Consider the following 2,468-nt stretch of genomic DNA (forward strand, 5'->3'; position numbering starts at 1 on the left):
GTCTTGTCGGACGCGGTTCCTTGTGAATCTGGAAGCCCCCGTCATAGCGGTACTCCGCTTGACGGTGGGTAATTCACTCGTCTTGTCTTCAACCTCTACCTGGTTGGTAAAGTCTCCTGTAGACGCGGTTTCAACCACCGGGTATTCTTGGGGAGTTGACTAAATACTTGCTATAGATGAAGTCCTAACTCTCCTTTACAAGGTTTTTTGGGAGGGAGTTATGTATAGCACGTATTTGGCAAAAAGGTATAGTTAATCAAGCGATAAAAGAATCCCGCACCAAAATGTAGTTTTTGGTGCGGGAGGGAAGACAAGGAGCTAAATTGCTCGTTTATTCGTCGTAGATGCGGCATTCAGCAGCGTCAGGGTTGTCGTCGCAATATTTTTCAAAGGAATTTTTAGGTTTGACTTGCTTTTGGTGGGAAGCTTCTGCTTGCAGTTCTTCAACTGCGTCCCACGCTGCGGCGCATTCGCCCGAAGTTGCGCCCTTGACGTCACAGACGGTACGAGCGCTTTCTAGTTCTTCTTCAATTTGTTCTTGGATGTTGCCTGCGGGTGTTGTTGTCATAAATTTCTTGAGTAAGAAAGGTTTTCTTTTTTGGATGTTAGCTTGTGTTCGATTTGCAGTTTCAGTCTGGCGACCTCAGCTAATACTAGCTTGAGATGTGCTGATGTTGCAGCCCGATCAAACCCATCCATAAACTGCGATCGCAGCAGCCGTCTCTACTTCCTGTTTTATTTTAGCCGATCGGCGGATTTTAGTTCACAGGCATCAATGCAGGTCGAGCCCACCTGACTTTTGATGAAAACATTACAGGAAATTGTCGTGTCAAACTGTATTGAGCTTGATCTTTTAAGATTTAGCTGAAGACGGAATTTAACACTAAACAGATTGATTTACTCATGTTAACTTATGTTAACACAAGAATGGCGATCGGGGGAGAGTCGATCGACTTTCCAATAGCGTCGCGCCAGCGGCAAGTTCCGGTTAGCCTAATGTATAGACATAGTTTTATAGAGATTTTCGCCCTATGGACAAGCAAAACCAAATGCAATGGGTCAGCGCCTTATCAACCCGTCCGTCTTTGGAATCAGCCTTGAAAGAAGTTGTAGAAAAAGCCGATCGCGAATTAGAAGGCCCGGCCGATTTAGCGCTGATTTTTATCTCGTCTGCCTTTGCCAGCGAGTATTCTCGGCTGATGCCTTTACTCAAAGAATTACTGCCAGTGCCTGCGATTCTCGGCTGCGGTGGGGGAGGGGTCATCGGTACCGGTCGAGGCGGTCAGACCGAAGAAGTGGAGGGTTCTCCAGCAGTCAGCCTCTGTCTTGCCCGCTTGCCTGGAGTGAACGTCAGAACATTTCACGTCGGTGCAGAGGAACTGCCGGACTTAGACAGTCCGCCGGATACTTGGGTGGATTTGTTGGGCGTGCCGGCCGGCGAAGAACCGCAGTTTATCATTTTGGCCGATCCCTTTTCGGCAAAAATTAACGATTTGCTGCAAGGGCTAGATTATGCTTATCCGGGTGCACCGAAGGTAGGGGGACTCGCCGGCGGGGACGGTGCGGGCAGGGGCGCGGCGCTGTTTTGCGACTATCAGCTTTACCGAGAAGGAACGGTGGGAGTGGCTTTGAGCGGAAATATAGTTCTAGAAACGATCGTCGCTCAGGGCTGTAGACCGATCGGGCATCCTTATCGGGTGACAGAAGGAGAGCGCAATATTGTGCTCAAACTCGAAGAACAAACCGACGATATCGGCAGCGGGGGCATCGAGCGATCGCCCTTAGAGGCCCTGCGAGAGTTAGTTCAAACTTTGAGCGAAGCAGACCGAGAATTAGCGCAGCACTCGTTATTTGTCGGCTTAGTCAGCGATGAATTCAAGTTTAAATTAGAGCCCGGAGATTTTTTAATCCGAAATTTGTTAGGGGTAGATCCGAAAGTGGGAGCAATTGCGATCGGCGATCGAGTACGTCCCGGACAGCGCATCCAATTCCACCTACGGGACGCGCGCACCTCCGCAGAAGACCTAGAACTGCTGCTCGATCGCTATCAGCGGGATGCTGAGTACAGGGGTACATCCAGCGCAGGCGCATTGATGTTCTCTTGTCTGGGGCGCGGCGAAGGGCTTTACGGCCAATCGAACTTTGACTCGAAACTGTTCGGCAGGTACATCAAAAACATTCCCCTCAGCGGCTTTTTCTGCAACGGCGAAATCGGCCCCGTGGGCGGCAGCACGTTTCTGCACGGCTATACCTCCGTATTCGGGATTTGTCGCCAAAATTCCTAATCTTGTTGACTGTTGGCAGTTGGCAGTTGGCAGTTGGCAGTTGGCAGTTGACTGTTAACGGTTGACTGTTGACTGTTGACTGTTGACTGTTGACTGTTGACTGTTGACAACTAACAACTAACAACTAACAACTAACAACTAACAACTAACAACTAACAACTAACAACTAACAACTAACAACTA

General features: G+C 49.3%; 2 protein-coding genes. One reads left to right on the forward strand and one right to left on the reverse strand.

Features of this window, described 5'->3' with window-relative positions:
* Positions 1 to 331: 331 nt before the first annotated feature.
* Positions 332 to 568 carry a Calvin cycle protein CP12 gene (locus QUA97_RS28065; RefSeq protein ID WP_194071272.1) on the reverse strand — a complete coding sequence of 79 codons (237 nt, stop codon included), beginning with the start codon at positions 566 to 568 and terminating at the stop codon, positions 332 to 334.
* Between the two features lie 463 nt (positions 569 to 1,031).
* Here QUA97_RS28065 and QUA97_RS28070 point away from each other — a divergent pair, with 463 nt between their 5' ends.
* A complete protein-coding gene (locus tag QUA97_RS28070; RefSeq protein ID WP_333197586.1) occupies positions 1,032 to 2,285 on the forward strand; it encodes an FIST signal transduction protein in 1,254 nt (417 codons plus the stop codon).
* Positions 2,286 to 2,468: the final 183 nt, after the last annotated feature.

Source organism: Microcoleus sp. CZ3-B2 (genome assembly GCF_036705055.1).
Taxonomy (GTDB): Bacteria; Cyanobacteriota; Cyanobacteriia; order Cyanobacteriales; family Microcoleaceae; genus Microcoleus.

What these genes read in the sequence shown, in the direction of transcription:
- QUA97_RS28065 (WP_194071272.1), bottom strand. Translation starts at nt 568, where the DNA reads ATGACAACAACACCCGCAGGCAACATCCAAGAACAAATTGAAGAAGAA.
- QUA97_RS28070 (WP_333197586.1), top strand. Translation starts at nt 1,032, where the DNA reads ATGGACAAGCAAAACCAAATGCAATGGGTCAGCGCCTTATCAACCCGT.